The following is a 25,329-nucleotide window of genomic DNA, read 5'->3' on the forward strand; positions in this document are numbered from 1 at the left end:
CACGTCAGGCACGTCACATCAGTCCTTCACCGCTCCGCCGAGGCCGGAGACGAGTCGTCGTTGCACGAGTACGAAGAAGACCAGCACCGGAATCGTCATCACCGTGGAGGCGGCCATCACCCCGCCCCAGTCGGGGTCGTCCGGCTTGTAGAAGACCAGCAGCGCCATGGGCAGGGTCGACTGGGAGGTGTCGCTGATGATGAACGACTTGGCGAACAGGAAGTCGTTCCAGGTCGAGATGAAGGAGAAGACACTGGTGGCGACCAGCCCCGGGAAGACCAGCGGGAAAAGGATCTGCCACAGAAAGCGCCTCCGGCTCGCCCCGTCGATGTAGGCGGCCTCTTCCAGGGCCTCCGGCACCGCTTTCACGAAGCCCCGCAGCATCCAGATCGCGAAGGGCAGCGAGAAGGCGATGTGCGGCAGGATCAGCGAACCCAGGGTGTTCAGCTGGCCGAAGTCCCGCATGAGGAAGAACAGCGGGATCGTGAGCGCCTCCACGGGCACCATCTGGGCCACCAGGAACATGATGAGCAGGGTGGTCCGGAATCGGAACCGGAAACGCGTCACCGCGGTAGCCGCGAGGAACGCGATGAGCGCCGAGGCGATCACGACAGTGCCCGCCACGAGCAGGCTGTTGAGGAAATAACGGCCGAATTCCTGCTGCCCGAAGACCCGCCGGAAGGAGTCGAGCGACGGCGCCAGGGTCCACGGCCGCGGCTCGGTCGACTCGACCTCCCCGGCCGGTTTGAAGGCGCTCAGCACCATCCAGTACAGCGGGAAGGCCACCACGACCGAGATCAGCAGCGCCGACGCCTCGGCCGCCAGCCGCCACGGACGGCGCACCCGCACGCGCGGAAGATTCACAGCTCCTCCCCCTGGCGGCGCAGCAGCCGCAGGTAGACCAGCGTCACGGCGAGCAGGATCAGCAGCATCACGACGCCGATCGCGGAGCCGAGGCTGTACTGCGAGGACGCGAAGGCCTTCTGATAGGCGTAGACGTTGAGTACGAGGTTCTGCCCGGCGATGCCGCCGCCGCCCGTCATGACGTAGATCTGGGTGAAGACCTTGAAGTCCCAGATGACCGACTGGATGGTGACGACCACCAGGATCGGCCGGAGCATCGGGGCGAGCACCGACCGCCAGATGCGCCACTGGGAGGCGCCGTCGAGCGCGGCGGCCTCCAGGACCTCCGAGGGGACGGCCCGGATACCGGCGTAGACGGTGACCATGACGAACGGGAAGGAGCACCAGACCACTTCGAGCAGGACGAGGGCGAAGGCGCTGTAGCGGCCGTACGTCCAGGAGTGGTCGCCGATTCCCAGCATCCGGTTGACGGGCCCGAAGTCCGGGTCGAACAGCAGCAGCCACACCGTCGAACCGGTGACCGCCGGGGTCGCCCAGGCCCCGAGGGCGGCCAGCATCAGCGCGAGCCGGGGCAGGGCACGCACGCGCGTGAGCAGCACGGCGAGCGCGCACCCGACGGCCAGTGTCGACACCACGCAGGCCGCCGCGAACACGACGGTGGCGAGCAGCACCCGCCAGAACTCACCGTCCCCGAACAGCTCGGCGTAGTTCCCGAACCCCTTGAAGGTGGTCGGCTCCCCACCGGACACCTGCGCCTGCGTGTACTCCAGAAAGGCGATCAGCCCGAGCTGATAAACGGGGTAGACCAGCAACCCACCGAGGACCACAAGAGCCGGCGCGAGGTAGATCCAGGGAGTGCCGGCAGCGCCCCGAAAGGGGCGCGGGGCTGTGCTGGATTTGCGGCTACCGCCGCGTGGGCGCGACCAGCCACGAACGGCCCGCGGCCGCGATCGCACCGCACCCCCCGAGCCACTAGGCACCCCCGTCACCCGGCGGAGCCGAACGCGTCGTCCATCTTCCGAGCCGCGTCCCCGGCGGCGGCGCCGACGTCCTTCTTGCCGCTGACCACCTCCTGGAACATGGTCGGCAGCACCTGCGACGAGTCGATCGTCGCCCACGCGGCCGAGGCCGGCACGAACTCCGTGCCCGCGGCGAGGGTGTCGACGAACGGCTTCACGAACGGCTCCTCGGCCGCGACCCGCTGCCGCACGTCCGTGAAGGTCGGCAGGAAGCCCATCGCGCCGAACATCTCGCTCTGCGCCTCCTTCGAGGAGAGCCGCTTCATCAGGTCGACGGCGAGGGTGCGGTGCGAGGTGCTCTTCAGGACGCCGATGTTGTTGCCGCCCGCGAAGGCGGGGGCGATCGATCCGGACTTCACGCCCGGCAGCGGAACGACCGCGTACGTGCCCTTCGCCTTCCCGGCGTCCACGGCCTGGCGGCTGAAGTCGCCGCCGATCGCCATGGCCGCCTTGCCGGAGGCGAACGCGGTGACGGTGTCGTTGCCGCCCATGCCGGCGCACTTGGCGGCGGGGCAGTTGTCGTCGCCGAAGAGGGACGTGTACGCCTCGATGCCCTTCTGGGCGGCGGCGCTGTCGATCGCCGAGGCGTACGAGCCGCCCTTGCCGGTGGCGAGTTCGCCGCCGTTCGCCCAGATGAAGGGCATCGCGCCGTAGGTGTAGGCGCCGCCGACCGCGATGCCGTAGAGGTCGGGCTTCGCGTCGCGGATCTTCTTGGCGGTGGACGCCAGTTCGTCCAGCGACTTGGGGGCCGCGAGGCCGAGTTCGTCGAAGACGTCGGTCCGGTAGTACAGGGCGCGGACGCCGACGAAGTAGGGGGCGCCGTAGACCTTGCCGTCCACGGTGACGGACTGCCGGGCGGTGGGGTCGGTGTCCTTGGCCTCGTCCCAGGCCTCGAACTCCTCGGTGATGTCCAGGAGTCCGCCGTCCTTGACGTAGCCGGCGGTGTCGGTGTTGCCGTACTCGATGACGTCGGGGGCGCTGTCGGGGTCGTTGAAGGCGGCCTTGATGCGCTGGGCGCGGGTCTCGACGGGGATGTACTCGACGTCGACCTTCGTGTCCTCGTGCGCCTTCTCGAAGTCGGCCAGGACGGCGTCGACGACCTTTTCCTTCGGCTTGGTGTTGACCTCCTGGAAGAGCCAGACGCGTAGCGTGCCGCTCTTCTCGTCCTCGCCGGAGGAGGAGTTGTCGGTCGTCTGGGGGGCGCAGGCGGTCGCGGTGACGACGGCGGCGGCCAGCAGTACGGCGAGGCGGGGGGCGAGCTTCATGGAGTGTTTCCTCCGGGCGTGCGTTGCAACATATGCAATGACGGTTTCGCTCTGCACAACACCCAGGAGGTTATGGAGTACATGAACATGTCCACAAGAGGTCTCAACCACTTCGTGACAACACGAAGGCCCCCGGAGTGCGCGCGGGCACACTCCGGGGGCCTTGGGGACCTCGGCCGGGGGGGGGCTGCTACTTCTTCTTGTCGCCGCCCTTGCCCTCGTCGCCGCCGCCGGTCATGGACTCGTAGATCTCCTTGCACATGGGGCAGACCGGGTACTTCTTCGGGTCGCGGCCCGGTACCCAGACCTTGCCGCACAGCGCGACGACGGGGGTGCCGTCGAGGGCGCTCGCCATGATCTTGTCCTTCTGGACGTAATGGGCGAAGCGCTCGTGGTCACCGTCACCGTGGGAGGTCTGCGGCGTCGGCTCTACGAGGGTCCCCGTACCAGTCCCGCGCTCGGGCTCGAGAGTGCTCATGCATGCCAGGGTACTTAAAGCCGGGGTATTGCAGCTCACACCGGCCGGCGCCGTCCGCCGGGTCGGGACTCAGTTGAGCGAGGGGTCGTCCGGATACGTCGCCACCATCGCCAGGTCGCCCCGCTGGCGGCGCAGGACCTCCCGCCAGAGTCTGGCGGGGACCGGGCAGGACACGTCGCCGGGCTCGGACTCGACCACGTACCAGGCGCCGTCCGTCAGCTCGTCCTCCAGCTGGCCGGGGCCCCAGCCCGCGTAACCGGCGAAGATCCGCAGCGCGCCCAGGGCGGGGGCGAGCAGCTCCGGCGGTGCCTCCAGGTCCACCAGGCCGATCGCGCCGTGCACCCGGCGCCAGCCCAGCGGGGCCCGCTCACCGGCCGCCCCGCCGGGGACGACGGCGACGCCCAGGGCGGAGTCGAGCGACACCGGGCCGCCCTGGAAGACGACGCCCGGTTCGCCGGTCAGGTCCGCCCAGTCCTCCAGGATGTCGCCCACGTCGACCGGCGTGGGACGGTTGAGGACGACACCGAGGGAGCCCTCCTCGTCGTGGTCGAGAAGGAGCACCACCGCGCGCTCGAAGTTCGGGTCCGCCAGGGCGGGCGTTGCCACGAGCAGCCGCCCCGTGAGCGAGGACACCTCGGTCATGCCTGACATGATCCCGCATGTTCCCCTCCCGTGGGGAGGCAATCGGGGGCACGGGGGTGAACACGCGCGCCGCGCACGCGCTGCGGCCGTGACCCCCCGTGCGCGCCGGGGAACGCCGCGTGTTGTGACGAACCTATGACGTTCTCCGACCCCGCACGGGCTTACTGAAGGGGGGTACAAGGCGATTACCCTTTCCCTTTCGGCCCCTGCCCAACCCCCACGGAACGCGAGATTCATGACCGTCAACGGCGCTGATGACGTACTGCTTGTCCACGGCGGAACCCCGCTGGAGGGCGAGCTCCGGGTCCGGGGTGCGAAGAACCTCGTGCCGAAGGCGATGGTGGCCGCCCTGCTGGGCAGTGCGCCGAGCCGGCTGCGCAATGTGCCGGACATCCGCGACGTGCGGGTCGTACGCGGACTGCTGCAGCTGCACGGGGTGACCGTCCGTCCGGGTGAGGAGCCCGGCGAGCTGGTGATGGACCCGACCCACGTGGAGAGCGCGAACGTCGCCGACATCGATGCCCACGCGGGCTCGTCGCGCATCCCGATCCTGTTCTGCGGCCCGCTGCTGCACCGCCTCGGGCACGCGTTCATCCCGGGTCTGGGCGGCTGTGACATCGGCGGCCGGCCCATCGACTTCCACTTCGACGTGCTGCGGCAGTTCGGCGCGACGATCGAGAAGCGCGCGGACGGCCAGTACCTGGAGGCCCCGCAGCGGCTGCGCGGTACGAAGATCAACCTGCCGTACCCGTCCGTCGGCGCGACCGAGCAGGTGCTGCTCACGGCCGTGCTGGCGGAGGGCGTCACGGAGCTGTCCAACGCGGCCGTGGAGCCGGAGATCGAGGACCTGATCTGCGTTCTGCAGAAAATGGGCGCGATCATCGCGATGGACACCGACCGCACGATCCGCATCACCGGTGTGGACGAGCTCGGCGGCTACACCCACCGTGCCCTCTCGGACCGCCTGGAAGCCGCCTCCTGGGCCTCCGCGGCGCTGGCGACCGAGGGGAACGTCTACGTCCGGGGCGCCCAGCAGCGCTCGATGATGACGTTCCTGAACACCTTCCGGAAGGTGGGCGGTGCCTTCGAGATCGACGACGAGGGCATCCGCTTCTGGCACCCGGGCGGTCAGCTGAAGTCCATCGCCCTGGAGACGGACGTGCACCCCGGCTTCCAGACGGACTGGCAGCAGCCCCTGGTGGTCGCCCTGACGCAGGCGACGGGCCTGTCCATCGTCCACGAGACGGTCTACGAGTCCCGGCTCGGCTTCACCTCCGCGCTCAACCAGATGGGCGCCCACATCCAGCTCTACCGCGAGTGCCTGGGCGGCTCGCACTGCCGCTTCGGCCAGCGCAACTTCCTGCACTCGGCCGTCGTGTCCGGGCCGACCAAGCTGGAGGGCGCCGACCTGGTCATCCCCGACCTGCGCGGCGGCTTCTCGTACCTCATCGCCGCCCTCGCGGCCCAGGGCACCTCCCGGGTCCACGGCATCGACCTGATCAACCGGGGCTACGAGAACTTCATGGAGAAGCTCGTGGAGCTGGGTGCGAAGGTCGAGCTGCCGGGCAAGGCACTCGGCTGACGCCGACCGCACCAACGCCGATGGGGCGGCCACCCGGACTCGGGTGGCCGCCCCATCGGCGTTGGTGAAGCGCCCCTGAAAGGGGCGCGGGGAACTGCGCGACCAGTCACGAACGACCCGCGGCCGCGCACGGCCGCGACGCGAACGAACGGTCCGCGCAGTCCCCGGCACTCCGAGCGGAGCGCTTACTTGCCCTTCGCGGCTTCCTTGAGCTTGGAGCCCGCGGAGACCTTGACGCTGTAGCCGGCCGGGATCTGGATCGGCTCGCCGGTCTGCGGGTTGCGGGCGGTGCGAGCGGCACGGTGGGTGCGCTCGAAGGTCAGGAAACCGGGGATGGTGACCTTCTCGTCGCCCTTGGAGACGATGTCGCCGACAACCTCGGCGAAGGCGGCCAGCACGGCGTCGGCGTCCTTGCGAGTCACCTCGGCGCGGTCGGCCAGCGCGGCCACCAGCTCACTGCGGTTCATGTTGTTACTCCCGTGTTCTTCTTGCCGTTGAGGCGTGCCACGCGGCGGAGCCGCATGTTGGGCACAGCGATGCCGATGCTGCCAGGGCCCTCGGACATTCCCCGGACCCGGGTCGGTCGTCAGACCCTCGCGCCCAGGGAGGCATCCTGCCTCCACCTGCGGCGGTAAAGCCAATCCGGCACCCCCAGGAGTCGTGAGAACACCCTTGGGAGTCACACGAAGAGAGGGCCTGAGCCTTGCGCAACCCTAGAGGGCGATCCGAGGCCCGACATCCCGCGACGCGCCGGAGAGGCGGCCCGCCGTGGTGATCCTCACCACCACGTCACAGACCGCCCACACTACGCCCGGGAACCCGTCCGGCCGCGCGGGGCCGCCGCGCCACCGGACCGGAGGGGCGGTCCTACGCCGCTCCAGGGTTCCCACGCCATGCGCCGCGGGTGTCCTACGCCACCACTCCGGCGGCCTTCGCCGCGTCCCGCACGGCGCCCGCGACGGCGCCCGCGACCTTGTCGTTGAAGACGCTGGGGATGATGTAGTTCGGGTTGATCTCGTCCTCGGTCACCACGTCCGCGAGGGCGTGCGCGGCGGCGAGCATCATCTCGGTGTTGACGGTGCGGGACTGGGCGTCCAGCAGGCCGCGGAAGACGCCCGGGAAGACCAGCACGTTGTTGATCTGGTTCGGGAAGTCGGAGCGGCCGGTGGCGACGACCGCGGCCGTCTGGCGGGCGATCGCCGGGTCGACCTCCGGGTCCGGGTTCGCGAGCGCGAACACGATCGCGCCGTCCGCCATGGCGGCCACGTCGTCCCCGTCCAGGACGTTGGGGGCCGAGACGCCGATGAAGACGTCCGCGCCGTGCACGGCCTCCTTGAGGGTGCCGGTGAGGCCCTCGGGGTTGGTGTTGTCGGCGATCCAGCGCAGCGCCGACTCGGGCGCGGCGTCGACCAGGTCGGTGCGGCCGGCGTGCACGACGCCGTGGATGTCGGCGACGACGGCGTTCTTCACGCCCGCGGCGAGCAGCAGCTTCAGGATGGCCGTACCGGCCGCGCCGGCACCGGACATGACGACCCGTACGTTGTCGATGGGCTTGTCGACGACGCGCAAGGCGTTGGTCAGCGCGGCGAGGACGACGATCGCGGTGCCGTGCTGGTCGTCGTGGAAGACGGGGATGTCCAGGGCCTCGCGCAGCCGGGCCTCGATCTCGAAGCAGCGCGGCGCGGAGATGTCCTCCAGGTTGATACCGGCGAAGCCCGGGGCGATGGCCTTGACGATCTCGACGATCGCGTCGGTGTCCTGGGTGTCGAGGCAGAGCGGCCAGGCGTCGATGCCGGCGAACCGCTTGAACAGGGCCGCCTTGCCCTCCATGACCGGCAGCGCGGCCTTCGGGCCGATGTTGCCGAGGCCCAGCACCGCCGAACCGTCCGTCACGACCGCAACGGAGTTGCGCTTGATGGTGAGGCGGCGGGCGTCCTCGGGGTTCTCGGCGATCGCCATGCACACGCGGGCGACACCGGGCGTGTAGATCATGGACAGGTCGTCACGGTTGCGGATGGGGTGCTTCGACGCCATCTCGATCTTGCCGCCGAGGTGCATCAGGAAGGTACGGTCGGAGACCTTGCCCAGGCTGACGCCCTCGATGCCGCGCAGCTGTTCGACGATCTCGTCCGCGTGGGAGGTCGAGCCGGCCGCGATGGTGACGTCGATACGGAGCTTGTCGTGGCCGGAGGCCGTGACGTCGAGGCCGGTGACGGAGCCGCCCGCGGACTCCACCGCGGTGGTGAGCTGCGAGACCGCTGTGCCGCCCGCGGGCACCTCCAGTCGGACCGTCATCGAGTAGGAGACGCTGGGCGCCGTTGCCATGGCCGACTTCCTCTGCTTTCACCGTGTAACTGCGTTGTGCCGTCCGATCGTCGCACCTACCACCGAGTACGTGGTAGCCACCCCGGATTGCGAACTTTGAGTTCGCGCGCCGTCCACCACCAGTGATGGCACTTTCGGAAAACGATTTCCACCATACGAGAAGTGCTGTGCCGACGGAAGAGGGGGACCGGCCCGGGAAAGAACCCGCGGGACGGGAATTGTCTTGCGGGGATCGTTTGTTACCTTGGACGTGGCACCGGCTCGATCCAAGCCCCCGGGCCCAACCTTCGTCGCTACGAGCGACCACTTGCCGCGAGGCGAGCATGGCGGGTCGGTGCCACCTAAACGAAGAGACGGACGAGAGGCCCGCGCCGTGTGTCACGGCGCGGGCCTCTCGTCATGCCCCGGGACAGCACCGGTGCTGCCGACGCGGCCCCTGCCCCACGCGGCCCCGGTGCTGTCCCGGCGCCTCAGTCGCGCAGCAGGTCCGGCACCCCGGCCGCGTCCGGCTCGTCCCGCTCGCACGAGACGACCGTCAGCTGCTGGGTGGCCCGGGTCAGGGCGACGTACAGCACGCGCAGCCCGGCGGGCGACTCGTCGGCGATCTCCGCGGGCGAGACGACGACCGTGGCGTCGTACTCCAGGCCCTTCGCCTCCAGGCTGCCCAGCGCCACCACACGCTTCCCGAGCCCGGCCAGCCAGCGCCGGGCCTCCTCACGCCGGTTCATGGCGACCACGACGCCGACGGTGCCGTCGACGAGCTCCAGCAGCCGGGCCGCCTCCGCCCGGACCGACTCGGCGAGGGAGTCCCGTACCACCGCGAAGCGCGGCTCCACGCCCGTCGAGCGGACGGCCGTCGGGGACTGGGAGCCCGGCATGGCGAGGGCGAGCACCCTGGCGGCCAGCTCGGCGATCTCGGCCGGGTTGCGGTAGTTCACGGTCAGCTCGAAACGGCGCCGCGGGCGGGTGCCCAGGGCCTCGTCGCGGGCCGCCGCCGCCTCGTCGGGGTCGGACCAGGAGGACTGCGCCGGGTCACCGACGACCGTCCACGTGGCGTGCCTGCCCCGACGGCCCACCATCCGCCACTGCATGGGGGTGAGGTCCTGGGCCTCGTCGACGATGACGTGCGCGTACTCGGTGCGCTCCTGGGCGAGGCGCTCGGCACGCTCCCACTGGGTCTCCTCGCGCTGCGGCATCAGCTCTTCCAGGCCGGTGAGCTGGTCCAGCGGGTCCAGCTCGCGCCGCTTGCGGGGGCGGGCCGGGGTGCCGACGATCGCCTGGAGCTCGTCGAGCAGGGCGACGTCGTGCACCGAGTGGCCCTCGCGCCGCAGCGAACGAGCCACCTTGCGGACCTCGCCGGGGTTGAGGACGCGCCGGGCCCAGCGGCCCAGCCTCCGCTCGTCCGCCATGGCCGCGAGCACGGCGCCGGGGGTCAGCTCCGGCCACCAGGCGTCCAGGAAGGCGGTGAAGGAGTCCTCGGAGCTGACGTCCTCGTCGAAGGATGAGCGCAGCTCGGCGGCCAGCTCGGGGTCGCTGTGCCGGGTTCCGGCGCCCGACCTGGCCCACAGGGCGTCCAGGAGGAGCCGGCGGGCGCGGGGGCGCAGCAGGTTGACGGGCGCGGTGCCGCCGAGGACGGTACGGCGGATGCCGGCCAGCTCCTCGGCCTCCAGTTCGAGCCGCCGTCCGAAGGCGACGACCCGCAGCAGGGTCGGCTGGCCGTCCGGCTCCAGCGCCCCGCGCGCGGCCCGGCGTAGCACCCTGAGCATGCGGGAGGAGCCCTTGGCGCGGGCGGTGGCCGGGGAGTCGTACAGCGTGGCCTCGGCGCCGTCGACCAGCGAGCCGATCGCGCGGATGGCGACCTGTCCCTCCTCGCCGAGGGAGGGCAGGACGCCCTCGGTGTACGCCACCAGCAGCGGGGTCGGCGAGACGATCAGGATGCCGCCCGCGTACCGGCGCCGGTCCTGGTAGAGCAGGTACGCCGCCCGGTGCAGGGCGACGGCGGTCTTGCCGGTGCCGGGGCCGCCCTCGACGTAGGTCACGGAGGCGGCGGGGGCGCGGATCACCAGGTCCTGCTCGGCCTGGATGGAGGCCACGATGTCCCGCATGGAGTGCGTACGGGCCTGGCCGAGGGCGGCCATCAGGGCGCCGTCGCCGACCACGGCCAGCTTCTCGCCGTCCAGGCGGGCCGTGATCTCGGGCCGCATGAGGTCGTCCTCGACGCCGAGGACGCGCCGCCCCTTGGAGCGGATCACCCGGCGGCGCACGACCCGGCCCGGGTCGACCGGTGTGGACCGGTAGAAGGGGGCCGCGGCGGGCGCCCGCCAGTCGATGACCAGCGGGGCGTAGTCCTCGTCCAGGACGCCGATACGGCCGATGTGCAGGGTCTCGGCGATGTCGGCGGTGTTGTCGGGCCGAAGGGCACCCTCGGCGGGTTCGACCGCCGTGTACGCGCCGTCCGGGCCCTTCTTGCCGTCCTTGCCGAGGAGCAGGTCGATCCGGCCGAAGAGGAAGTCCTCGAACTCGTTGTTCAGACGGTTGAGGTGGATGCCGGCCCGGAAGACCTGCGCGTCGCGCTCGGCCAGCGCGCCGGGCGTGCCGACGTGGCCGCGCTGCGCGGCGTCGTGCATGAGGAACTCGGCCTCGTGGATCTTCTCCTCCAGGCGGCGGTACACCCGGTCCAGGTGTGCCTGTTCCACGCTGATCTCTCGGTCCCGTACGGAGTCCTCCCGTACGGAGTCGGGTACGGCTTCCGCCGCGGCACCGTGAACCGAGTCGACCGCTGAGTCCTGCTGAGCCTGTGCGGCCACCGGGCCCCCTTCTGACGTGCTGGGCAGCCGTCAAAGGTACGCCAAAGGGGGCCCCGGAAGCTACGGCCGTGCTGTCGGCGGGCCTACGCGTCCACCTCCACCAGCCGCTCGCCGTCGAAGGTCATGACCTCGAAGTGGTCGATCTCGTTGGGGTCGAAGGCGGCACCGCCCTGCACGTAGAGGGGCTCCTTGCCCTTGCCGGCGGTGGCGTCCGGGATGCCGTACCCCCAGTCCGGGACCGACCAGGAGGTGACCGTCTCGCGTTCGCCGTTCTTGCCGACGGCGATCAGGGAGCACTTCTCGGGGCCCTTGAGGTTCTTGAGCTCCAGGACCGCGTCGGTGCCCCAGGCCTTCTTCCGCAGGGCCACGGTGGCGCTGACCCGGGTGGCCGGGTCGGTCGCCGTGACGCGGTCGGGCATGGCGGCGAAGGCGGACTCGGCGGGGCCGGCGGTCGGCTGCGCCGCCTCGGTCCTGCGGCCGCCGTCGTCGTCACCGCCGTCACCGCCCGTGGTCGCCACGGCGGCGAACGGGCCGCCGATGATCAGCGCGGCCGCGGTGCCCACCAGGTAGAAGTTGCGGCGGCGTTTGCCCGCCCGGCGCTCGGCGACCTCGTCGACGAGCTTCTCGACCAGCCGCGGGCTCGGCTTCGCCGTCAGCGACTCGGCGATCGCGGGCGTACCCGCGCCCGTGCCCGGCAGGTCGGCGAGGGCCGCCATCATCGGCTCCATCCCGGCCAGTTCGTCGAGCTGCTGGGCGCACCATTCGCAGGTGGCGAGGTGTGCCTCGAAGGCGGTCGCCTCCGCGTCGTCGAGGATGCCGAGGGCGTAGGCGCCGACGGTCTCGTGCTCGTTCGGCGGCGGTGATCCCTGCATGGGGACAGAATTACCCGTGTCCCCCGGGCCGAATCCCTCGCCGAATCCCCGAACTCCCCCGTACCCGCTCATCACGCCGTCACCCCCCGCTCCTCCAGTGCCAGCTTCATCGAACGCAGGGCGTAGAACACCCGGGAGCGAACGGTGCCGCTGGGTATGCCCAGTGTCTGCGCCGCCTCATTGACGGTACGCCCCTTGAAGTACGTCTCGACGAGGACCTCCCGGTGAGCCGGGGTCAGGTCGTCGAGCGCGTCCGACAGCGTCATCAGCCACAGCGCCTTGTCGATCTCGTCCTCCGCGGGGATGACCTCCAGCGGCGACGGATCGACCTCCTGCGGCCGGGCCTGCCGGCTGCGGTGGCCGTCGATGACGATGCGCCGGGCGACCGTCACCAGCCAGGGGCGTACCGATCCGGTCGCCCGGTTGAGCTGACCGGCGTTCTTCCAGGCACGGATGAGCGTCTCCTGGACGACGTCCTCGGCGCGCTGCCGGTCCCCCGCGACCAGCCGCAGCACATAGGCCAGCAAGGGGCCGGCGTGCTCCCGGTACAGGGCGCGCATCAGCTCCTCGTCGGGTTCCGAGGACGCCTGGGACATGCGATGTCGGGCCCTCGCACCACGTTCACCGGCCACGACGGAATCCTTGCGCACGCCCACCTCCGATGTCCGGGGGTTCCCCCGAGTCGGTCGCTCGCCCATTCGGTACGGACGCGAAGTGCGGGGTGTTCAAAGGGGGATGAGAGTTTTCCCGGGACGGCGTGACGAAGGGGGACGCCGCCGCACTTATCGGGCGAGACCCACGGGACTACGGGGCTACGGGACTATCGGGCGAGGGCGGCCCGGCGGCGGTGCCGGGCGACACGCTCCCGGTTGCCGCAGATCTCACTGGAGCACCAGCGCCGGCGGCGCCCTCGGGAGGTGTCCACGTACACGATCGGGCAGTTGTCGCCCTCACACTGCCTGAGGCTCGCCCGCGCGACGGGGTCGGTGAGCAGTTCCACGGTGTCCCGGGCGAGGGCGCCGAGCAGCGCCGGGCACTCCGGCGGACCGGTCAACTCCCGCACCAGCGCGCCGTCCTCGCCGTGGACCGCGCGCGGGGCCGGGGGCGCGGCGACGGCGAGGCCGTTGACGCGGGCGAGCGCGAGGTCGTACGGGATGCTGCCGGGCGCGGACCGGGAGCGGATCAGGCGGGCGGTCTGGCCGCGCAGTTCGCGGAAGGCGGCCAGCCAGGAGACGTCGGCGTGGGCCAGCGGGGTGCGGGGCGGGACGAGCCCGGACCCGGTGATCCAGGCACGCAGCACCTCGACGGATGCGAGCCGCTCCATGGGGTGGGTGGTGGCGATGAGGTCCAGGCAGATCCGCCCGGTGTCGAACCGCAGCTCGTACGGATCGGTGGCCGTACCCAGTGCCATGTTCCTGTCACCGCCTAGGGGTTGCCCGTCGGGGTGCGGGCTGGGGAGGGGAGCAGGTGGACCGCTCCCTCTACAGTGCCTGCCCGCTCCCGCGCCCGGAACCCCTCGTACCGCCCTACGGCCGGAACCCCACGTGTGCGCCCGCGCGCTCGGGGAGTGGCTCCGCCCGTCCTCGCCGAGGCGGTCCGGTCGTCCGGTCCGGCCGTGCGCCCGCGCGCCCCGGGAGTGGCTTTCCGGCGCCGCGCGTCATCCGTCCGTGTACTTGGCGTCCGTCGCCGGGTCCAGGGCCAGGCGGTAGCCGCGTTTCACCACCGTCTGGATCAGCTTCGGGGCGCCGAGGGACGTGCGCAGGCGGGCCATCGCCGTTTCGACGGCGTGTTCGTCGCGGCCGGTGCCCGGCAGGGCGCGCAGCAGTTCGGCGCGGGCGACGACCCAGCCCGGCCGCCGGGCGAGGGCCCGCAGCAGGGACATACCGGCGGGCGGCACGGCCTTGAGCTCCCCGTCCACCAGCACCGCGTGCCCGCGGATCTCCAGCCGGTGCCCGGCGACCGGCAGCGCGCGGGCGCGGCCCGGCAGTTCCTGGCACAGCAGCTGGACGAGGGGGCCGAGCCGGAAGCGTTCGGGCTGGACCGTGTCGACGCCGTGCGCCTGGAGCGGCACCGCGGTCACCGGGCCGACGCAGGCAGGCAGCACGCCGTGGCCGAACGCGGCGAGCAGCTCGGGCAGCATGCCGCGCTCCTCGGCGCGGGAGAGGAGGGACGCGGCGGCGGGCGCGCTGGTGAACGTCACGGCGTCCACGCCACGCGATACGGCGGCGTCCAGCAGCCGGTCCACGGGCCCGAGGTCCACCGGCGGCAGCCACCGGTAGACGGGCACGCCGACCACTTCGGCGCCGCCCGCCCGCAGCGCCTCCACGAAGCCCGGCAGCGGCTCACCGTGCAGCTGCAGGGCGATCCGCCGGCCGTCGACGCCCTCCTCCAGCAGCCGGTCCAGCACCTCGGCCATGGACTCGGAGGCCGGCGACCACTCCTCCGTCAGCCCGGCGGCCCGGACCGCGCCCTTGACCTTGGGGCCGCGCGCGAGCAGCCGCACCGCGCGCAGCCGCTCCAGCAGGGCGTCACCCAGCCCCCAGCCGTCGGCGGCCTCGACCCAGCCCCGGAAACCGATGGCGGTGGTGGCCACGACGACGTCCGGCGCCTGGTCGATGAGCTGCTTGGTCGCGGCCAGCAGCTCGCTGTCGTCGGCGAGCGGCACGATCCTGAGCGCCGGGGCGTGCAGGACGGCTGCTCCGCGCCGCTGGAGCAGCGCGCCCAGTTCGTCGGCCCGGCGGGCGGCGGTCACGCCCACGGTGAATCCGGCGAGGGGACCGTGGGCACCCTTGTCCGGCTGCTGTTCGTCGTCCATCACTCTCGTCCCGATCGTCCCGGTCGTCGTACTGGCTGCACGGCGACCGAGCCTGTCAACGGTGCGTGACGGGCTCGGTTCCGCTTCATGTCACCAGTGTTACGTCATACCTCGGCGTAACCGAGCCGCGCGTTCGTCCGCGCTCGGCCCGCCGGGCCGTCCGGCGTCCTGGCGGCCGGACGGCGAAGGTATACCGCCCACGTGACGGCGAAGCAGACGGCGTAGTAGGCGAGGAAGGCGACGAAGGCGCCGGTGCCCGAGCCGACGGAGAGGAAGGACTGCCGGAAGGCGAGGTTGATGGCGACGCCGCCGAGCGCGCCGACCGCGCCGATCAGCCCCATGGAGGCACCGGAGAGCCGCCGCCCGTACGCCACGGCGTTCTCCCCCGCCAGCCCCTTGGCGAGCGCCCTGTTCTGGAAGATTCCCGGGATCATCTTGAACGTCGAGCCGTTGCCGAGCCCGCTGAGCACGAACAGCACCACGAACGCGGTCACGAACAGCCCGAGCGACTCCGCCATGCCGGCCGCGACGAGCACGGCGGTGGCGGCGGCCATGGCGACGAAGTTCCACAGCGTGATCCGCGCGCCGCCGTACCGGTCGGCGAGCCTGCCGCCCAGCGGCCGGATCAGGGAGCCGAGCAGCGGCCCGATGAAGGTCAGGTACGCCGCCTGCAGCGGACTCCGCCCGAACTGGGTCTGCAGCACCTGCCCGAAGGCGAAGCTGTACCCGATGAACGACCCGAACGTGCCGACGTACAGCACGGCCATGATCCAGGTGTGGGCGTCCCGGGCGGCGTCCTTGGCGGCACCGGTGTCGTTCTTCACGGAGGCGAGGTTGTCCATGAAGCGGGCGGCGAGGACGGCGGCCACCAGGATCAGCGGGATGTAGATGCCGAGCAGCACCCGCGGCCCGCCACTCGCTCCGATGATCGCGAGCGCGGCCAGCTGGATGACCGGCACACCGATGTTCCCGCCCCCGGCGTTGAGGCCGAGCGCCCAGCCCTTCTTCCGGAGCGGGAAGAAGGCGTTGATGTTGGTCATGGAGGAGGCGAAGTTGCCGCCGCCGATGCCGGCCAGCAGACCGACCAGCAGGAAGGTCGAGAAGGACGTTCCCGGCTCCATGACCATGAACGCCGCCGTGGTCGGCACGAGCAGCAGCCCGGCGGAGACGATCGTCCAGTTCCGCCCGCCGAAGACCGCGACGGCGAAGGTGTACGGCACCCGCACGACCGCCCCGACCAGCGTCACCACGGACGTCAGCAGGAACTTGTCGGCCGGCGTCAGCCCGTACTCCGGCCCCATGAAGAGCACCAGCACGGACCACAGCGTCCAGACCGAGAACCCGATGTGCTCGGAGAGGACGGAGAAGAACAGGTTCCGCCGCGCGACCCGCTCCCCCGTCTCCTTCCAGAAGGTCTCGTCCTCCGGATCCCAGTGCTGGATCCAGCGGCCGCCAGGGACTGTCATGACGCCTCCACGGTGCTCCGTAGCTCGGTTGCACCGACGGTAGGCAGGACGCGTTTCGGCCCGGTGGGGCTGTGGATGACCGCGAGGGAACGTCCCTCTCACCCGGCACCGGGTCGGAGTGAGAGGACGTCGCCGCCAGCCCCGGCGGGCCGCCCTCCCACCTCGAACCACAGCAACTTGCCCGCGCCCCGCCCCAGCAGCTCGTCGCCGAGGGACCACCCTCCCCAGGAGTCCACGTACTCCTGAACGAGGCGCAGCCCGCGCCCGGACCCGGCGTCGGCCGAGGCGAGCGGGACCAGTTCTTCGGGAGACCCGTGCAAACCTGAAGCGTCACGAGACTTGGTTCACCGCATCGCCCGGAACACTTGAGGGAGCCGCATATGTCTGATCTCCACTGGCGCAAGCCCACTTACAGCCCGGATGCGTCCAACTGCGTGGAAATCGTCACGACCTCGACCACCGTCCTCGTACGCGACTCGAAGGCCATAACCGGCCCCCGGCTAGGCCTGTCCCCCACCGCCTGGGACGCCTTCCTCGCGCACATCACAAGGTGACGTGCGCGAGGAGGTGAGCGAGAGGACGGGGCGGGTGACGGAGGTCAGTTCCGGCCCGCCCCGGACCTGGAACGACGCCGGCTCCCGGTTCCCCCCGCTCCCTTGGCCGCGTCGCCGCGCTTCGTGCCGTTCGGCCACAGGCGTGGTTTCCGCTTCGCCGCGAGGTCCTCGACCCAGCCGACCGCGAGGACCATCAGGCCGATGAGCGGCCAGACGAGGGCCAGCATCCAGATCGTGTACGCGTCGGTGAGCGCGTTCATCGCCCGCTCGTTCTGCATGAACGGGAGCCGGTAGGCCAGGTCGATGATCGGGACCGTCGCCATGATCAGCAGGTTGTGCCACAGGTAGATGGTGACCGCGCGGTTGTTGGAGAGGGTGATCAGCTTGTCCCACTTCGCCAGCCGGCCGGGGAGTTCCTGCCACGACGGGGAGTACTGGAGCAGGATCACGACGAACCCGAACGACCAGGTGGCCTGGGCCAGCGGGATGTCGTTGAGGTCCCAGCCGTCGGGGCCCAGGTGGTTCGAGGCCCACCACAGGCCGAAGGCCATCACCAGGGACGCGCAGGAGACGGAGACGTAGCGCGGGATCTGCTTCAGCAGACCCTCGTGGTGGGCGAAGCCCAGGACCCAGCAGCCGCCGTAGACCGCGAAGTCGGTGATCGCGAGGCCCGTCTCGCCGGGGATGGTCACCACTCCCGTGCCGACGATCGCCGTCAGGCCGAGCGGGGCGAGCAGCGTCGGCCAGGGGGCCTTGCGGAACAGCCACAGCAGCAGCGGGGAGGCGATGACGAACCACAGGTAGGCGCGCAGGTACCAGAGCGGCCCCGCGGCCTGTACCGCCCAGGTGTCCTCCAGCAGGCCGGACGGGGAGCCGACGTGCCAGGGGTAGGGCGGGGCGCCGATCGGGACGATGTAGTTGAACAGCTCGATCAGGCCCCAGGCGCCGCCCTCCGGGTCCTTGGTGGGATTCCAGCCGTTCACGAACATCATCGTCAGCACGACCGCGGCGAACGCCCACATCGGCGGCAGGAGGCGGCGCACGCGGCCGCGGATCACGCCCATCGCCGGGCGCTTGAGCGAACGCGCCATCAGCGAGCCCGCCAGCGCGAACATCACGCCCATCGACGGGAACAGCACCGTCAGCCAGGCCCAGCCGAAGATGTGGTACACCACGACGCGGACCAGGGCGACGGAGCGCAGCAGGTCGAGGTAGCGGTCGCGGCCGGGCTTCTTGGCCGCCGGGGGTGCCTGGGGTGCCGGGGCGGGAGCGGGTTCGGAGTCGAACCCGGGCGCGAACTCCGTCGTGCGCTGCCGCGGAACGTCGTACGGCATCCCCGCGGCGCCGTTCGGGTCCCCCGCGTACGGGGAGCCGTACGGGCCGGCCGGCTCCGGGTTCGTACCCGTACCGGTCGTGTATCCGTGGGTCATGCCACGGGCCTCCGATCATCGCCGCTCTGCGCACGCTGGTTCGGCACGGAGCCGCCGGGCGCGCCGACCACGCCGGTGCGCCGGAGCTTCTGCCAGCGCAGCCGGCCGCCGGTGAGGGCGGTGATCCAGGACTGGAGCAGCACTACGTACATGAGCTGGCGGTAGAGGATCTGCTGCAGCGGCAGCGAGATCAGGTGGGTCATGCGTTCACGGTCCAGGCGGAAGGCGTACGCCGCGCAGACCGCTTGGAGGGCCAGGACGCCCAGCCACGCCATGATCGTCTTCTGGGTCGGGCCGAAGACGATGCCGTAGAGCAGGAAGACGTCGATCAGCGGGGCCAGCAGCGGGGCCAGGACCATGAACAGGGAGACGAAGGGCAGGCCCACGCGGCCGAAGCGGCCCGAGGGGCCCTTCTCGATCACGGACCTGCGGTGCTTCCAGATGGCCTGCATGGTGCCGTAGGACCAGCGGTAGCGCTGGGACCACAGCTGCTGGACGGTCTCGGGCGCCTCGGTCCAGGCCCGGGCGTTCTCGGCGTAGACCACGCGCCAGCCGGCGCGGTGCAGCGCCATGGTGACGTCGGTGTCCTCGGCGAGGGTGTCGTCGCTCATGCCGCCGATCGGCGCCAGCGCCGAGCGCCGGAAGGCGCCCACGGCGCCCGGGATGGTCGGCATGCAGCCCAGGACGTCGTACATGCGGCGGTCCAGGTTGAAGCCCATCACGTACTCGATGTGCTGCCAGGCGCCGATCAGACTGTCCTTGTTGCCGACCTTCGCGTTGCCCGCCACGGCGCCGACCCTCTGGTCGCCGAAGGGCTGGACGAGTTCGCGGACGGTGGACGGTTCGAAGACCGTGTCGCCGTCCATCATGACGACGATGTCGTGACTGGCGTTGGCGAGGCCGCGGTTGAGCGCGGCCGGCTTGCCCGCGTTGAGCTGGCGGATCACCCGGACGCCCGGCAGACCCATCGCCTCGACGATCCGGGCGGTGCCGTCGCTGGAGCCGTCGTCGATGACGATGACCTCGACCGGGTGGTCGCTGGACATCAGCGAGAGGACGGTGTTCTCGATGCACTTGGCCTCGTTGTACGCCGGGACCAGCACCGTCACCGGTTCGGTCACCGGCGGGCCCCAGCGGAAGTCCTTGCGTCTGACCCGGCGGGCGTGGAAGCCGGAGAGGAGCAGCATCAGCACGAAACGGCCGATGACGAGCGTGCCGATGATCGCCAGTCCCACGACCAGGGCGTCGGTGAGCTTCTCCGAGGCCTGGACGAGGAAGACCCAGGCCTTGCCCTTCCACAGTTCGGCGCCGGTCACCGGGCTCATCGCGCTGGGCGCGTCCAGGGCCTCGGTGAGGTTGTCGAACTCGTAGCCCTTCTTCTGCAGGTCGGGCAGGAATCTGTCCAGCGCCTCGACCGTCTGGCTGCGGTCACCGCCGGAGTCGTGCATCAGGACGATGGCGCCCTTGCCGTCCTTGGGCGTGGCGCGGCGGATGATCTCGTCGACGCCGGGACGCTTCCAGTCCTCGCTGTCGGTGTTGTTGACGACGGTGATGTAGCCGCGGCTGCCGATGTACTCGGTGACGGGCCAGGACTTGTTGTCCATGGCGTCGGCGTAGGAGGAGTACGGCGGGCGGAAGAGCGAGGTACGGATGCCGGCCGCGCCGGTGATCGCCAGCTGGTTCTGCGACAGCTCCCAGTCGATGCGCTTCTTGGACTGGAAGGAGAGGTCGGGGTGGTTGAACGTGTGCAGGCCGACCTCGTGGCCCTCGTCGACCATGCGCTTGACGAGGTCGGGGTAGCGGGAGGCCATGGTGCCGGTGACGAAGAAGACGCCGTGCGCGTCGTGCTTCTTCAGCACGTCCAGGACCTTCGGCGTCCAGGTCGGGTCCGGGCCGTCGTCGAACGTGAGGACCAGGCGGTGGTCGGGCACGCTCAGGCTCTCGGTGCGGCCGCCACGGGCGTCGATGACCGGGCCGCCCTCGAGGATCTTCTCCGGCACCTGGTCGGTGGCGGCGGGCGGCTGGACGCGGTGGTCGGCGAGGATCTCACTGTGCACGTAGCCGCGCAGCATGAGCATCGCCGCCAGGGCGACCAGGACGAGCAGCGGAAGCAGCAGGCGCAGGGGCAGGCGGCGGCGCCGGGCGCCCTCACGGGCGCCGTCACGGGCCGGCCCGTGACGGCGGATGCGGGATGCCATCAGAGGGTGTTCTCCGGGGACAGGGAAGGGGACGTGAGGGGGTTGTCCGAACCGGCGGCGGGTCCCGCGGCGGGTCCGGCGGCGGCCAGTGGGGCGGCCAGCGGGGCGCTCACGCCGTTGACGGCCGTACCGCCGTCACCGGGATCGGTGCCCGTAGGGGGGTCGGTGGGGTTCGTGGGGCCGGTGGGGTCGACCGGGGTTTCGTCGTCGTCCTCCGAGGTCGTCGGGTCCGGGCTCCCGGGGGGCGGCACCTGCGTCGACTGCGTCGGGTCCGGGTCGGTCGCGTCCTCGTCGCCGGTGTCCGGGGCGGTCTCGGACTGTGAGGGCCCGGGGTCGGCGCTGGTGCCGGGCTGCAGGGCGGTACCGGACGTGCCGGGCACGGGGACGCCGGCATCCGGTGCCGTGGTCACGCCGGCGCCGGCGGAAGGGCTGGTCTGCGGGACGGCGCTGCCGGTGCCGGAGGGCCGCGTCGACTGCGACGGCGCCGGCGTGGTGTCGACCTGGCCGGCCGGCTTGCCCTCCTGCTGGCCCTCCACGGGCAGCCAGGGCGCGTTGGAGTTGCCGGACAGCAGCGTGGAGACGATGACGACGGCGTAGACCGCGCAGGCGACGCCGACCGCGATGCCGAGGCGGCGGTACAGACGGCTGCGGCGTCCCGACGCGTCGACGAAGACCGGTCCGTCGGAGCCCTCGGGGCCGCTCTCGGGGCGCCCGCTGTCGACTCGGCGGATCACGCCGTCACCGAGCTGGACGGCGTCGAGCTGGACCGTCACCTCGTGCGGGTCGTGCGTCTGATCGCCGGTCCTGGCGCCGGCGCCCGCGTCGGCACCTGCGTCGGCATCGACGCCCGGGGTGTCCTGCCAGGGGTCGCGCAGGGCGGAGGTGGCGGGGCCGGACGCGGTCGTGGGGAAGACACGGGTCGGCGCGGCCGAAGGAGCCGAAGGAGCCGAAGGAGCCGAAGGAGCCGAAGGAGCCGAAGGGAGGATGTCCGTCTTGTCGGCTTCAGGGCTCGTGTCGTTGCGGCGGGTTCCGGACGGATCACTTCCGGTCGGCTTCGTGCCGCCCCAGGTTATCCGTCCCCGGGTCAACGGGTCGCGGCTCGGATCCCGGTCCGTACGGTCTCCAGCCACCGGGGTGCCGCCGACCGGGTCGCCGCCCGCCGGCTTGCCGGCTATTCGGTCCCTGCCTATTCGGGGACCGAGAACCTCCGTCTCGTCGGCACCGGCGCCCCCGAACCATCCGGCCCCGGAAGCGGGAGAACCAGGAGATCCGGCGGAGCCGCCGGACGGGGCGGGCCTGGCGGACTCGGCAGACTGGCCGGACTCGGCGAACTGGCCGGATCGGCCGGACGACTTTCCGGTCGTCGAAGGCTCCCCGGTCACCGGGAGGGCCCTGGTCGCCGGAAATACCTCGGTGACGTCAGCATCCTGTTTCGCCTCTGGGAGATCACGCATCCCGGACACGGCCTCGGGCCCCTCCGGTTGGGCGTTATTTTGCCATTTCTTCACGCGCGCACACTTCCCCCCACGGGACAGTTCCGGGTGCGCATACGACTCCGAGCACCCGTCGGCCGAACCGGCCCCCACCTGGTTCGAGCGCCCCCTGTACCACACCGTGCTCAGGCAAAGAATGTAGCGCACGCGGAGGACAGGTGGTTGCCCCGTGTCAGTTGTGGACGGACATCACAGCGGCGTCGACGGCCGGAATCCAGCCTCCCGAGGGCCTGTGGAGCCAGCCCTTTTCGGCCGCGACCAGGGCCGCCGCCCGGCGCAGCGCGTCGAACGCGGGGTGCACCAGTCCCTTTCGCCAGACCAGTGACACGGGCGAGAGCGGCACGGGGTCGACGAGCGGGCGTACGACGGTCGGCCCGATGGCCACAAAGCCCGCCACGGCGAGGATCGGATTGCGCGTCTTGTCCATGACCCGCTGGAACTCCTCCTCCCCGACGGCCACCGGAGCGGGTGCCGCCACCTCGATGCCGCGTCCCTCGAACAGGCGGTGCGCGAGGTCGGTCCACTCCGGCGTCCGCGGATTGCCGGCTCCGGCGTACAGGGTCTCGCCCTTCAGCGCGGCGAGCGGCACCTCCGGCAGCCGGGCCAACGGGTGGTCCCCGGGCAGCAGCACCGCCATGGGTTCGTAGCGGACCGGTTGGTGGCCGAGTCCCGCCCGCAGCGCCGGGGCGAGGCCGGCGAACCGGCCGAACGACGCGTCGACGCGGCCGGCGAGCAGTTCGGCCGCGGCGCCCGTCAGTCCGCTCTCGTAACGCGCCATCAGCTCCTGTTCGGGCGCGAGTCCACGGGCCCGTTCCAGGACCAGGCGGCCGGTGTCGAGTTGCGGTGAGTTGAGGTCGACCAGCAGCGGGCGGGCCTGTCCGAAGGCGGCGAGGAGGTCGTCCTGCGCCCGGAGGACGCGGCGGGCGTACGGCAGCAGCCGCTCGCCGTCGGCCGTCAGGGTCACCTGCCGGGTGGTCCGGACGAACAACTCGGCGCCCAGTTCCCCCTCCAGGCGCCGCACGTCCCTGCTGAGCGCCTGCTGGGCGACGTACAGGCGGGTGGCGGCGCGGGTGAAGTGCAGTTCCTCCGCGACGGTGACGAAGGCGCGCAGGAGGCGGGGGTCGAGGTGGGCGGGTGCGGGCATCCGGCGAATCTACAACGGCGACCGCGCCGCGATGATGGCACACAAAGACCCCCTGAGGCCCGGCGCTCGGCCGGTGCCCCAAGGGGTCACCATGGAAATGTGGAGATGGCGGGAATCGAACCCGCGTCCAACGGTGCGGAACCAGGGCTTCTCCGTGTGCAGTCCGCTTCGATTTTCTCAGCCCCGGAGATCACGCGGACAAGTCTCCGACGGGCTCAGTCACTGTTTGGTTTCCCTCTTCACCCCGTGACCGGGATCAAGGTTTAGTCCCCTAGCTGATGCCAGGATCCGGGTCGGGAACAGCCCCGGGCTGACACTCCCTTAGTAGGAGGCTCGCTTCGCTACCTGAGATCAGGCAGCGAGGGCGAAGGCCTGCTGGGAGGAATCGCGCTTGGAATTGGCGATTATTTTTTTCGGCCTGTGGTTAACGAGATCATGGCCGCTTCCTCGACACGCTTCCCCTGCTTCGACATCCGCTGTCGAAACCGATCATCCCCATGTTGATTTTTCAATCCTCCGAAGAGGTCCCTCCGAGGAGGGCGCGCACCCGCTGTGGGGTGCAAGTGCCATCGTACGTGACCAACGCACGCGGGTGCCAGCCTATTCCTCCTGTGGGGCAGGCCCGCTGTCCCTGGGGGTGTCAGGCCCGCTGCTTGCGCCTGATCGCCGAGATCGTCCGCTCCGCCTCGCGGCGGTCCTGCTTCTCCCGCAGGGTCTGGCGCTTGTCGTACTCCTTCTTGCCGCGCGCCAGCGCGATCTCGACCTTGGCCCGGCCGTCCTTGAAGTACAGCGCCAGGGGCACGATCGTGTGACCGGTCTCCTGGGACTTCGACTCCAGCTTGTCGATCTCCACCCGGTGCAGCAGCAGCTTCCGCTTGCGGCGGGCGCTGTGGTTGGTCCAGGTGCCCTGGCTGTACTCCGGCACGTGCACGTTGTGCAGCCACGCCTCGTGTCCGTCCAGCTGCACGAAGCCGTCGGCCAGCGATGCCCGCCCCTGGCGCAGCGACTTCACCTCGGTCCCGGACAGGACCAGGCCGGCCTCGTACGTGTCGAGGATCTGGTAGTCGTGCCGCGCCTTCTTGTTCTGCGCGATCAGCTTGCGCCCTTTTTCCTTAGCCATAGTGCAGCCCATTTTGGCACTACGGAGGGGGTCCGCGGGAAGCCGATTTACGCGGGGGCGCTCCTAGCGTCCCAGTCCGCTCAGCACCGTCCGTGCCCGGTCCAGGGCGGCCGGGTCCGTCGGGTCGACCTCCAGGTCGGGCGTGATGCCGGTGCCGTCGACGCCGCGGCCGGAGGGGGTGCGGTAGTGCCCGACGGTCAGCTCGGCCACCGCGCCGCCGGGCAGCCGGCCCGGCATCTGCACCGAGCCCTTGCCGAAGGTGCGGGAGCCCAGGACGACCGCCCGGCCGCGGTCCTGGAGGGCACCGGTGAGGAGCTCGGCCGCGCTCATCGTGCCGCCGTCGACGAGCGCGACCAGGGGTCTGGTGGTGTCGCCGCCGGGCTCGGCGTGCAGGGCCCGCTGGTCGCCGTCGACGTCGTACGTGGCGACCAGGCCGCCGTCGAGGAAGGCGGAGGCGGCGGTGACGGCCTCGGCGACCAGCCCGCCGGAGTTGCCGCGCAGGTCGAGGACGACCCCGGCGCCGGACGGCAGCCGCTCCACGGCTCCGCGCACCTGTTCGCCGACGCCCTTGGTGAACGACACGACCCTGACCACGGTGACGCCGTCGGCGAGGGTGCGCACGGTCACCGGGTCCGTGGACAGCCGCGCCCGGCGGACGGTCTCCGTCCACGCGCGCGTGCCGCGTTCCAGGCCGAGCCGGACGGCGGTGCCGGCGGGCTCGGCCTCGGTGTCGCCGCGCAGTATGGAGACGACCTCGGTGACGGGGCGCCCGTCCACCCGCTCTCCGTCGACGCTGCGCAGCCGGTCGCCCTGGCGGATTCCGGCGTCGGCGGCGGGCGAGCCGGAGCGCACCTCGCTCACCTCGATGCGGCCGTCGCGCTCGCGGCGGGCGGAGAGCCCGACGCCGGTGTACCGGCCGTCGAGGGCGTCCTCCAACTCCTCGTACTCGCCCCGGGAGTAGACGGCGCCCCAGCGGTCCCCGCTGCGGCTGACGGCGCGTTCGGCGGCCTCCTCGGGGGACTTGCCGTCGGCCATCGCCTCGGACGCCGCCCGCGCGACCTCCTCGTGCCGGCCGGCCGGGACGGCGGCGTCGGCCGTGTCGGGCGGGGGCTTCCGGTCGGTCTCGGGGAACGAGCCGGTGGCCGCGCCCGCGACGAGCACGCTCGCGAACACCAAGGTCAGGGCGGCCCCGCGGCGTGTGCGGCGGGGCTGACAGAACAGGTCACGACCTGACATGCCGGTGAGTCTAGGACAA

The 25,329-nt window shown here is 71.2% G+C and carries 22 protein-coding genes and 1 other RNA gene; 2 read left to right on the plus strand and 21 right to left on the minus strand.

Annotated features, from left to right (window positions below; genetic code table 11):
* Nucleotides 1–18: 18 nt before the first annotated feature.
* The 5 genes from QC283_RS02825 to QC283_RS02845 all read right to left on the minus strand — a co-directional run bounded on the left by QC283_RS02825 (nt 19) and on the right by QC283_RS02845 (nt 4,268).
* Nucleotides 19–864 carry a carbohydrate ABC transporter permease gene (locus QC283_RS02825; RefSeq protein ID WP_279559687.1) on the minus strand — a complete coding sequence of 282 codons (846 nt, stop codon included), beginning with the start codon at nt 862–864 and terminating at the stop codon, nt 19–21.
* A complete protein-coding gene (locus tag QC283_RS02830; protein ID WP_279559688.1) occupies nt 861–1,853 on the minus strand; it encodes a carbohydrate ABC transporter permease in 993 nt (330 codons plus the stop codon). Before QC283_RS02830 ends, QC283_RS02825 begins: the two co-directional genes overlap by 4 nt.
* A complete protein-coding gene (locus tag QC283_RS02835) occupies nt 1,850–3,148 on the minus strand; it encodes an extracellular solute-binding protein (RefSeq protein ID WP_279559689.1) in 1,299 nt (432 codons plus the stop codon). Before QC283_RS02835 ends, QC283_RS02830 begins: the two co-directional genes overlap by 4 nt.
* Before the next feature lie 190 nt (nt 3,149–3,338).
* Nucleotides 3,339–3,626: a DUF3039 domain-containing protein gene (locus QC283_RS02840; protein WP_279559690.1), complete on the minus strand. Its 288-nt coding sequence runs from the start codon at nt 3,624–3,626 to the stop codon at nt 3,339–3,341.
* A gap of 69 nt (nt 3,627–3,695) precedes the next feature.
* Nucleotides 3,696–4,268, minus strand: coding sequence for a YqgE/AlgH family protein (locus tag QC283_RS02845; protein ID WP_279559691.1), 573 nt, complete (start codon nt 4,266–4,268; stop codon nt 3,696–3,698).
* A gap of 235 nt (nt 4,269–4,503) precedes the next feature.
* On the opposite strand from QC283_RS02845, the gene murA reads away from it, so the two are divergent.
* Nucleotides 4,504–5,850, plus strand: coding sequence for a UDP-N-acetylglucosamine 1-carboxyvinyltransferase (gene murA, locus QC283_RS02850; RefSeq protein ID WP_279559692.1), 1,347 nt, complete (start codon nt 4,504–4,506; stop codon nt 5,848–5,850).
* Nucleotides 5,851–6,035: 185 nt separating this feature from the next.
* On the opposite strand, the gene QC283_RS02855 is transcribed toward murA, so the two are convergent.
* From QC283_RS02855 to QC283_RS02895, 9 genes are all read right to left on the minus strand, one after another.
* Nucleotides 6,036–6,317: an HU family DNA-binding protein gene (locus QC283_RS02855; protein ID WP_003950507.1), complete on the minus strand. Its 282-nt coding sequence runs from the start codon at nt 6,315–6,317 to the stop codon at nt 6,036–6,038.
* 442 nt (nt 6,318–6,759) lie between these two features.
* Entirely contained in the window at nt 6,760–8,175 is a 1,416-nt protein-coding gene (locus QC283_RS02860) for an NAD-dependent malic enzyme (protein ID WP_279559693.1), read from the minus strand.
* A gap of 470 nt (nt 8,176–8,645) precedes the next feature.
* The gene (locus tag QC283_RS02865; protein WP_279559694.1) at nt 8,646–10,982 is read right to left on the minus strand and encodes a HelD family protein; all 2,337 of its coding nucleotides are present in this window, start codon (nt 10,980–10,982) and stop codon (nt 8,646–8,648) included.
* Nucleotides 10,983–11,065: 83 nt separating this feature from the next.
* Entirely contained in the window at nt 11,066–11,854 is a 789-nt protein-coding gene (locus tag QC283_RS02870; RefSeq protein WP_279559695.1) for a zf-HC2 domain-containing protein, read from the minus strand.
* Between the two features lie 71 nt (nt 11,855–11,925).
* Nucleotides 11,926–12,450, minus strand: a complete 525-nt coding sequence (locus QC283_RS02875; RefSeq protein WP_279559696.1) for a sigma-70 family RNA polymerase sigma factor — start codon at nt 12,448–12,450, stop codon at nt 11,926–11,928.
* Nucleotides 12,451–12,674: 224 nt separating this feature from the next.
* Nucleotides 12,675–13,265, minus strand: coding sequence for a CGNR zinc finger domain-containing protein (locus tag QC283_RS02880; protein WP_279559697.1), 591 nt, complete (start codon nt 13,263–13,265; stop codon nt 12,675–12,677).
* A gap of 246 nt (nt 13,266–13,511) precedes the next feature.
* Nucleotides 13,512–14,669 (minus strand): uroporphyrinogen-III synthase, encoded by a 1,158-nt coding sequence (locus QC283_RS02885; protein ID WP_279559698.1) that lies wholly within the window; start codon nt 14,667–14,669, stop codon nt 13,512–13,514.
* A gap of 104 nt (nt 14,670–14,773) precedes the next feature.
* Nucleotides 14,774–16,135, minus strand: coding sequence for a nitrate/nitrite transporter (locus QC283_RS02890; protein ID WP_279559699.1), 1,362 nt, complete (start codon nt 16,133–16,135; stop codon nt 14,774–14,776).
* A 98-nt stretch (nt 16,136–16,233) separates the two neighbouring features.
* Entirely contained in the window at nt 16,234–16,455 is a 222-nt protein-coding gene (locus QC283_RS02895; RefSeq protein ID WP_279559700.1) for a hypothetical protein, read from the minus strand.
* Between the two features lie 60 nt (nt 16,456–16,515).
* Here QC283_RS02895 and QC283_RS02900 point away from each other — a divergent pair, with 60 nt between their 5' ends.
* Nucleotides 16,516–16,689, plus strand: coding sequence for a DUF397 domain-containing protein (locus tag QC283_RS02900; RefSeq protein WP_279559701.1), 174 nt, complete (start codon nt 16,516–16,518; stop codon nt 16,687–16,689).
* Between the two features lie 44 nt (nt 16,690–16,733).
* Here QC283_RS02900 and QC283_RS02905 read toward each other — a convergent pair whose 3' ends face one another.
* From QC283_RS02905 to QC283_RS02935, 7 genes are all read right to left on the minus strand, one after another.
* On the minus strand, nt 16,734–18,119 hold the full coding sequence (locus tag QC283_RS02905) for an acyltransferase family protein (RefSeq protein WP_279559702.1): 1,386 nt from the start codon (nt 18,117–18,119) through the stop codon (nt 16,734–16,736).
* A complete protein-coding gene (locus QC283_RS02910) occupies nt 18,116–20,317 on the minus strand; it encodes a polysaccharide deacetylase family protein (protein ID WP_279559703.1) in 2,202 nt (733 codons plus the stop codon). The genes QC283_RS02905 and QC283_RS02910 overlap by 4 nt, the downstream gene beginning before the upstream one ends.
* Nucleotides 20,317–21,090 (minus strand): hypothetical protein, encoded by a 774-nt coding sequence (locus tag QC283_RS02915; RefSeq protein WP_279559704.1) that lies wholly within the window; start codon nt 21,088–21,090, stop codon nt 20,317–20,319. Before QC283_RS02915 ends, QC283_RS02910 begins: the two co-directional genes overlap by 1 nt.
* Nucleotides 21,091–21,982: 892 nt before the next feature.
* Nucleotides 21,983–22,954: a LysR family transcriptional regulator gene (locus QC283_RS02920; protein ID WP_279559705.1), complete on the minus strand. Its 972-nt coding sequence runs from the start codon at nt 22,952–22,954 to the stop codon at nt 21,983–21,985.
* Between the two features lie 97 nt (nt 22,955–23,051).
* Nucleotides 23,052–23,451, minus strand: a transfer-messenger RNA (tmRNA) gene (gene ssrA / locus QC283_RS02925).
* A 143-nt stretch (nt 23,452–23,594) separates the two neighbouring features.
* Nucleotides 23,595–24,074 (minus strand): SsrA-binding protein SmpB, encoded by a 480-nt coding sequence (smpB, locus tag QC283_RS02930; protein ID WP_052841735.1) that lies wholly within the window; start codon nt 24,072–24,074, stop codon nt 23,595–23,597.
* Nucleotides 24,075–24,137: 63 nt separating this feature from the next.
* A complete protein-coding gene (locus QC283_RS02935) occupies nt 24,138–25,310 on the minus strand; it encodes a S41 family peptidase (RefSeq protein ID WP_279559706.1) in 1,173 nt (390 codons plus the stop codon).
* Nucleotides 25,311–25,329 lie beyond the last annotated feature (19 nt).

It is taken from the genome of Streptomyces sp. DH41, from assembly GCF_029813785.1.
Taxonomy (GTDB): domain Bacteria; phylum Actinomycetota; class Actinomycetes; order Streptomycetales; family Streptomycetaceae; genus Streptomyces.

Excerpts from the sequence above, each read along its gene's own strand:
- QC283_RS02835 (WP_279559689.1), bottom strand. The coding sequence starts at position 3,148 with ATGAAGCTCGCCCCCCGCCTCGCCGTACTGCTGGCCGCCGCCGTCGTC.
- QC283_RS02840 (WP_279559690.1), bottom strand. The coding sequence starts at position 3,626 with ATGAGCACTCTCGAGCCCGAGCGCGGGACTGGTACGGGGACCCTCGTA.
- QC283_RS02845 (WP_279559691.1), bottom strand. The coding sequence starts at position 4,268 with ATGACCGAGGTGTCCTCGCTCACGGGGCGGCTGCTCGTGGCAACGCCC.
- murA (WP_279559692.1), top strand. The coding sequence starts at position 4,504 with ATGACCGTCAACGGCGCTGATGACGTACTGCTTGTCCACGGCGGAACC.
- QC283_RS02855 (WP_003950507.1), bottom strand. The coding sequence starts at position 6,317 with ATGAACCGCAGTGAGCTGGTGGCCGCGCTGGCCGACCGCGCCGAGGTG.
- QC283_RS02860 (WP_279559693.1), bottom strand. The coding sequence starts at position 8,175 with ATGGCAACGGCGCCCAGCGTCTCCTACTCGATGACGGTCCGACTGGAG.
- QC283_RS02870 (WP_279559695.1), bottom strand. The coding sequence starts at position 11,854 with ATGCAGGGATCACCGCCGCCGAACGAGCACGAGACCGTCGGCGCCTAC.
- QC283_RS02875 (WP_279559696.1), bottom strand. The coding sequence starts at position 12,450 with ATGTCCCAGGCGTCCTCGGAACCCGACGAGGAGCTGATGCGCGCCCTG.
- QC283_RS02880 (WP_279559697.1), bottom strand. The coding sequence starts at position 13,265 with ATGGCACTGGGTACGGCCACCGATCCGTACGAGCTGCGGTTCGACACC.
- QC283_RS02885 (WP_279559698.1), bottom strand. The coding sequence starts at position 14,669 with ATGGACGACGAACAGCAGCCGGACAAGGGTGCCCACGGTCCCCTCGCC.
- QC283_RS02890 (WP_279559699.1), bottom strand. The coding sequence starts at position 16,135 with ATGACAGTCCCTGGCGGCCGCTGGATCCAGCACTGGGATCCGGAGGAC.
- QC283_RS02900 (WP_279559701.1), top strand. The coding sequence starts at position 16,516 with ATGTCTGATCTCCACTGGCGCAAGCCCACTTACAGCCCGGATGCGTCC.
- QC283_RS02905 (WP_279559702.1), bottom strand. The coding sequence starts at position 18,119 with ATGACCCACGGATACACGACCGGTACGGGTACGAACCCGGAGCCGGCC.
- QC283_RS02910 (WP_279559703.1), bottom strand. The coding sequence starts at position 20,317 with ATGGCATCCCGCATCCGCCGTCACGGGCCGGCCCGTGACGGCGCCCGT.
- QC283_RS02920 (WP_279559705.1), bottom strand. The coding sequence starts at position 22,954 with ATGCCCGCACCCGCCCACCTCGACCCCCGCCTCCTGCGCGCCTTCGTC.
- smpB (WP_052841735.1), bottom strand. The coding sequence starts at position 24,074 with ATGGCTAAGGAAAAAGGGCGCAAGCTGATCGCGCAGAACAAGAAGGCG.
- QC283_RS02935 (WP_279559706.1), bottom strand. The coding sequence starts at position 25,310 with ATGTCAGGTCGTGACCTGTTCTGTCAGCCCCGCCGCACACGCCGCGGG.